A 6,647-nucleotide genomic window follows, 5' to 3' on the forward strand; every position below is an offset into this window, starting at 1 on the left:
AGTTAGTAAATTTCACCGCATTACTGACTATATTAACTATAATTTGACGCAAGCGAGTCACATCCCCCACAATTGTAGAGGGAGTAGAAAAATCCTCCGAAAAGATAAAGCTCTAGAGGATTTGAATGAGAATGATATTAATAATTTTGATGTGAGGTAGAGGTAAAGGATGAAAAACAAACTTACAATAATCATATTTAGTATTATATTTGCTGTCATAAATTCTGGATGTGCGAGGGCACAAGGAGTATTACAAGAAATTCAACAAACTGGAGTCCTAAAAGTTGGAATGAGAAAAGATGCTGCTCCTTTCGGTTATGTTTCTGGCGGTAAATGGGAAGGAATTTGTCTAGAATTAATGAATGGTTTGAAAGAAGATTTAGAACAAAAATTAAACCGAACTATTACTGTAGAAAAATTAGAAACTATTCTTGATGAAGATTCAGAACAAGGACGGCATAGCAGTGTAGCTAATAAGCGAGTTCATGTAGAATGTGGTCCTAATACTATCAGAAAAAATCCACCAACAGGAGTTATTTATTCTGAACGTTTTTTCACAACTGGCACATATTTAATGATGAAACCAGACAGAAGATTAACAGTTAATCCCGATGGATTTTTGGAAGGAATTTTAATTGGGGTTCTTAATGATTCTCTGACACAAAAATTTATTGATAGTCGATATCAACTGGCAGACCAAAAAGTTTATCAAGGAGCATCGGGAAGAGAAACTGCAGTTAAAGATGCTGTTGCAGGTACAATAGATGCTTTTGCTAGTGATGGAATTTTATTAGTAGGAGAAGCATTCCGACAAGGATTAAAAGAAAATCAATATGCTTTAGAACCAAATAGACCACTTACCTGTATTTCTTATGGGATGATTTTACCTGCTAATGATTCGGAGTGGCAAAAAACAGTTAATGAATACGTTATAACTAAGCGTCAAATTAATACAATTACAGATATTTTAACTAGGTTGGCAGGAGGTACATCTCCATTTATCGGAGTGACTATTTCTGCTCAAGATAAATGTAGTGGATTGTAAAAAAAGCAAGGAGGAAGAAGGAAGAAGGAAGAAGAAAGAAGAAAATAAGGGGTGGCTTTTGTACTGTTTTTTTGGATAAATTATTAACTTTTATCTAAACCGTCCCCGATAAAATTTGACTTTGTTAACTATAGGTGACACTTCAATTATTAAGTAATTAACAGAGGCGCATGGAACCTTTTTGATAATTATTAGCCACCTAATGTATGTGTTAATTATTCTTATTTTGTAGGGACGTTGCATGCAACGTCCCTACCTCCACCTCTCCTACTCCCCCACTCCCTGGCTCAAGAAAATGTAGAAAAGTTTTTGAGAAATGGTATAAACTACCCCCTAAAAATTAGGAATTTATTAACTCTAAGGAGAAAAAACTTCCCTTAGCCTCTAAACTGGATTCAGGAATCTATATCATAGGAGGGTTAACTTTGATTGAAGATAATAACTATTCATCCCCTTCCGTAACGACAATTTCTCGTCAAGAATTACGGGAATTAGTTCGATCGCAACTTCAAGCTCTACTAGAACAAGATAACTTGTCTGGAGCTAAAGCTATGTTAGTTCCAGTACAACCACCCGATATTGCTGAAGCTATCGAGGGTTTACCAGAAACTATGCAAGTTATTGCCTTTCGGTTACTGTCCAAACATGAGGCGATCGAAGTCTATGAACAATTAGACTCCAGTGTACAACAGTCTCTATGCGAAAAATTTAAGCGCCAAGAAGTCATAGATATTGTTGATAAAATGTCGCCTGACGACCGCGCTAAACTATTTGAAGAATTACCTGCAGCGGTTGTCCGACGTTTATTAGGTCAACTCAGCCCCAGCGAACGCCAAGCTACCGCCCAACTCCTGGGTTACAACTCTGGAACAGCAGGGCGGATAATGACACCGGAATACATCTCCCTGAAGGAAGAATATACCGTTGGCCAAAGTTTAGAACGTATTCGCTCATTAGCTCATGTTACCGAGACAGTTTATTCTCTATATGTCACTGACACTAACCGCCACCTCACAGGTATTCTGTCCTTGCGAGATTTAGTCACCTCTCAGCTAAACCAAACAATTGGTGAAATAATGAGTCGTGATTTTGTCAGCGTGCAAACTGGTACTGATCAAGAAGAGGTTACCCGTGTTATCCAGCGTTATGATTTTCTGGCAATACCAGTGGTAGACAGCGAACAACGACTCGTGGGTATCATTACCGTTGATGATGTTCTCGATATTTTGGAACAGGAAACTACCGAAGATATTTATGCCTTGGGTGGAGTACAGTCTGATGGTGATAATTATTTCCAGGTAAATTTATTTACTGCTGCTCGGAGAAGGGTAGTTTGGTTATTTGTGTTGTTACTGACAAATAGTGTTACGGGTGGAATTATTACAGCGCAAGAAGATATTCTGCAAAAGGTAGTTGCCTTGGCAGCATTCATTCCATTATTAACTGGTACTGGTGGAAATGTGGGAGCGCAATCTTCAACTGTTGTCATTCGCGGTATGAATACCGATGAAATCTGGAAAATTGGACCTCTGAAAGTGATTCTGCGTGAAGCTGCTGCTGGTGCAATGCTTGGAGGTATTCTCGGTTTATTGGCAACAGCTTGGGCGTACCTATTTATTGTCAATGGCAATTTAGAAGTATCGGTGACGGTGGGAGTAAGTTTGGTGGCAATTTCGATTTTGGCTTCTGTTGCTGGCTCTTCTTTACCGTTCCTGTTTCGTTCCTTTGGGTTAGATCCGGCATTAATGTCAGCACCTTTTATTACAACTGCTGTGGATGTTCTCGGTGTTTTGATTTATTTCAATTTGGCACGAGTTATTTTACAGATATGAAAGAGGGAAGGAGTCAGGAGACAAGAGTCAGGAGTCAGAATATAGTAGGGGCGGGTTTAACCAAAAGTATTGATATCAGAAGAATCATGTCTTGTCAACCCGCCCCCTATAGCTGGGTAGCAAGGAGTTTATTGGAGGTGTCAGAAGTCAGAGATATAGTAGGGGCGGGTTTAACCAAAAATATTAATATCAGAACAATCATGTCTTGTCAACCCGCCCCCTATAGCTGGGTAGGAAGGAGGTTATTGGAGGAGTCAGAAGTCAGAGATATAGTAGGGGCGGGTTTAACCAAAAATATTAATATCAGAACAATCATGTCTTGTCAACCCGCCCCCCCCTATAGCTGGGTAGGAAAGGGTTTGTTGAAGGTGTCAGGAGTCAGAAATATTGTAGGGGCAGGTTTATTTAATTTATTGGGGTTTTGCCAATATTTTTGGGATGAACCCGCCCCTACTGCGCACTGGTGGGTGATGGTTTGGGGGCGGGTTTATTTAATTTATTGGGGTTTTGTCAATATTTTAGGGTGAACCCGCCCCTACTAAATGAATGTCACCCACGCCCTTTATTTAGAGAAAGTCATAGATTTTTGCGGTTTCTAAGAACGGAAGCATTAGCTCATCCAAAACCCTTGATAATATTTCCACTGTTAATTTTTTCTATCCCACTCAACAGGAAAAAAAAATCATGTACACAAGTCGTCTATCTTCTCAAACAACTGTTTATGAAGTCCGAACGCAACTACAAAACCTAATTGCAGAGGATAACCTAGCTGAAGTAAAAAATCTCTTAGCACCTGTACAACCAACCGATATTGCCGAAGCTATAGAACTTTTACCCGAAGATACACAGCTTGTAGTTTTTCGACTACTTCCAACAAAAGAGGCGATCGCTGTTTATGAACAATTTGAACCCTCTACACAAAAATCTTTATCTCAACAGTTTCGCCATCAGGAAATTAGAGATATTGTAAATAAAATGTCACCAGATGACCGCGCCCAACTGTTTGATGAGTTGCCACCCAAATTGTTGCAACGTCTCAACTCTGAACTTAGTCCTCGCGAAAGGGAAGCTACATCGCTTTTGTTAGGTTATCAACCAGATACCGCTGGGCGAATAATGACTCCAGAATATGTTAGTCTAGAGTCTGATGAAACTGTAGCTCAGAGTTTAGAAAGAATACGTTCTTTAGCTGATGTTTCTGAAACTATCTATTACTTATATATTACTGATGCACAACAACATTTAGTTGGGATACTGTCGTTACGAGAATTAGTGACTGCTTCCTTGGAACAAAGTATTAGTGAAATAATGAATCGTGATGTGGTGTCTGTTCAAACTAACACTGACCAAGAAGAGGTAGTCCGAGTTATCCAACATTATGATTTAATTGCGGTTCCAGTTGTAGATAAAGAAAGGCGACTGGTGGGAATTATTACTGTTGATGATGCTATTGATATTGTGCAGGAAGAAACTACCGAAGATATTTATAAATTAAGTGGGGTAGAGTCTGAAGGTGATGATTATTTTCAGGTTAATTTGTTGGCTGTTACTAAGAAGCGAGTCTTTTGGTTATTAATATTACTTTTAACTAATACTTTCACGAGTAAAATTATTACTTCTCAGGAAGAAGTTTTGGAAAAAGTGGTAGGTTTAGCTGCATTTATTCCCCTGCTTAATGATACTGGCGGTAATGTTGGTTCCCAGTCATCTACTGTCATAATTCGTGGTTTTAGCACTGATGAAATGCAAGGAATGGGAAATTTACAGGTGATTATTCGGGAAGGAATTGCTGGTAGTTTGCTAGGTTTAATGTTGGGGATAGTAGCAATAATTTGGGCTTATATTTTGCAACAAAATTTGGCTATAGCTTTTGTGGTAGGTATTAGTTTATTTGCTATTACTATTATTGCTTCTGTTGCTGGTGCAGCTTTACCATTTATCTTTCGATTATTAAAGTTAGATCCGGCGTTAATGTCTGCTCCTTTTATTACTACTGCTGTTGATATTTTAGGTGTATTAATTTATTTTAGTTTGGCTGTTTTACTTTTGGAAATATAATGGAAGAAAGAAGGAAGATTCAATAATTAATAATTAACAATTAATAATTAATAATTAATAATTAATAATTACCTCTTCTGCAATAGTAAGGATTGGCTAAAAAGATTTTTTTCTTCTCTTGGTCGATTGGATATGGCGTTTCATGTCGGCTCTTAGCCGAAAACGACCGCTTTTTCTCCATGAATGGAGAGGCTTTATACCTTAATTTTTCGGTAAAGAAGGAGGTGAATAGTTATAATATTGTAGTGACGTGACACACCTAAAATGTTCCAATAGTAGGGGCGGGTTTTAACTAGAATTTTCATGCCTACCCTAAGATTTATATAAACCCGCCCTAATGCACACCCATTAAATGTGTCAGTTTACTACATTAAATGCTCTTCTTGAAACTCTTTATTTTATTGAAAATTCTGACTCCTGTACGGGCGTTAACGATAGTTATGCGAAGCTAACGGCCGTTTCGCGGAGCGACATGTTTGCGGAGCATTCCGTCAGGAAANATAGTTATGCGAAGCTAACGGCCGTTTCGCGGAGCGACATGTTTGCGGAGCATTCCGTCAGGAAAACGCCCCTACGACTCCTGACTCCTAACTACAACCAAAATATTACAACTTAAATTAGGATTGCTATATTAATAAACAAAATTATAATTCAATAAATATGTTGCACCGCCTGCGTCTTTTAGAAATCCTTGAATATATTTTTATTACTGCTTCTGCCGTCGGAATTTTTGGTAATTATATGTTTGAGCAACCAATTATTTATCCGGTAGTATTTGTTTTTATATCTTTATTGTTAAATCTGTTTAACAGACGAAAATTAGCCGCACAAACTCAAGCCATTAAATTTGATAATACTAGAAAATTAGACGAATATCAAGAGTCAATTTATGAGGTTATTTCTCAGTTAAAAAATAGTATAAATTCTTTTGAATCTACGGCTCAAACATTAGGCAATAATCAGGGAGAAGGGAAAAGTCAACCTTTCATGGAAACGATTAAAAGTTTGTCAAATCGGTTAGAACTTCAAGAACAAACTATCAAGTTATTACAAACAGAATTAGATTTAGTTTCTCAGCAGTTTAAACAACGACCAGAACTACAACAAATTAACGATTTAACAAGTGTGATTATTGATTTACAACAGTTTATTAATAAATTGCCAGAATGGAGTGACTTAAAACAACAACAATTTCAAAAATTGGAGGAAAAAGTTAATCAAGCTTTGCATAAACTTGAGGAAAATATCAAAGAAGAAAGAGCAGTGAGGAGTCAGGAGTCAGAAGTCAGAAATGAGGAAATTTAGGGTTGCTGACAATGGACTGTACAACTAGAATTACTCAATCCTAGAAACCGGGTTTATGTGAGCATATTTGAGTCTTATTAGATATCTATATAAACCCGGTTTCTATACCGTAAGACACCCCTGAAAATTATCATCTTCAACTACTACTTAATCAATTATTTTTAGATGACTTAACGTGCTTAACTAATAATTTAGCGATCGCCTCTTGTTGCTTATTGTCAAAACTTTTAATAATTAATTTTACCACTTCTTTGGGGTCTTTTGGTAAAGTTACTTTTTTCTGTTCAGAAGTTGTTGCTTTGGGAGGAGTTGCGATTTCTGTTAAATCTTTACTCGGTACTATTTCCTCTACCTTTCCTGCTTGGATTAACTCACCTGCTTGATTAAGTTCTTTAATAATCACAGGT

5 protein-coding genes and 1 pseudogene are annotated in these 6,647 nt (G+C 37.3%); 5 read left to right on the forward strand and 1 reads right to left on the reverse strand.

Going from position 1 to position 6,647, the window contains the following annotated elements; translation table 11 throughout:
* Positions 1–169: 169 nt before the first annotated feature.
* The 5 genes from AFK68_RS16260 to AFK68_RS16280 all read left to right on the forward strand — a co-directional run bounded on the left by AFK68_RS16260 (position 170) and on the right by AFK68_RS16280 (position 6,240).
* Complete coding sequence (locus AFK68_RS16260; RefSeq protein WP_094673693.1) at positions 170–1,045, forward strand: transporter substrate-binding domain-containing protein; 876 nt, start codon at positions 170–172, stop codon at positions 1,043–1,045.
* 425 nt (positions 1,046–1,470) lie between these two features.
* Positions 1,471–2,877, forward strand: a complete 1,407-nt coding sequence (gene mgtE, locus AFK68_RS16265; protein WP_210407441.1) for a magnesium transporter — start codon at positions 1,471–1,473, stop codon at positions 2,875–2,877.
* Complete coding sequence (locus AFK68_RS16270) at positions 2,874–3,404, forward strand: hypothetical protein (protein WP_094673694.1); 531 nt, start codon at positions 2,874–2,876, stop codon at positions 3,402–3,404. The genes mgtE (AFK68_RS16265) and AFK68_RS16270 overlap by 4 nt, the downstream gene beginning before the upstream one ends.
* Positions 3,405–3,561: 157 nt before the next feature.
* Complete coding sequence (gene mgtE, locus AFK68_RS16275) at positions 3,562–4,935, forward strand: magnesium transporter (RefSeq protein WP_094673695.1); 1,374 nt, start codon at positions 3,562–3,564, stop codon at positions 4,933–4,935.
* A gap of 660 nt (positions 4,936–5,595) precedes the next feature.
* Entirely contained in the window at positions 5,596–6,240 is a 645-nt protein-coding gene (locus AFK68_RS16280) for a hypothetical protein (RefSeq protein WP_094673696.1), read from the forward strand.
* A 151-nt stretch (positions 6,241–6,391) separates the two neighbouring features.
* On the opposite strand, the pseudogene AFK68_RS36905 reads toward AFK68_RS16280, so the two are convergent.
* A pseudogene (locus tag AFK68_RS36905) lies at positions 6,392–6,647 on the reverse strand (histidine kinase); the annotation flags it as partial.

Origin of the sequence: Hydrocoleum sp. CS-953 (genome assembly GCF_002260545.1) — a bacterium.
Taxonomy (GTDB): domain Bacteria; phylum Cyanobacteriota; class Cyanobacteriia; order Cyanobacteriales; family Microcoleaceae; genus Trichodesmium.

Excerpts from the sequence above, each read along its gene's own strand:
- AFK68_RS16270 (WP_094673694.1), top strand. The coding sequence starts at position 2,874 with ATGAAAGAGGGAAGGAGTCAGGAGACAAGAGTCAGGAGTCAGAATATA.
- AFK68_RS16280 (WP_094673696.1), top strand. The coding sequence starts at position 5,596 with ATGTTGCACCGCCTGCGTCTTTTAGAAATCCTTGAATATATTTTTATT.
- AFK68_RS16260 (WP_094673693.1), top strand. The coding sequence starts at position 170 with ATGAAAAACAAACTTACAATAATCATATTTAGTATTATATTTGCTGTC.
- mgtE (WP_094673695.1), top strand. The coding sequence starts at position 3,562 with ATGTACACAAGTCGTCTATCTTCTCAAACAACTGTTTATGAAGTCCGA.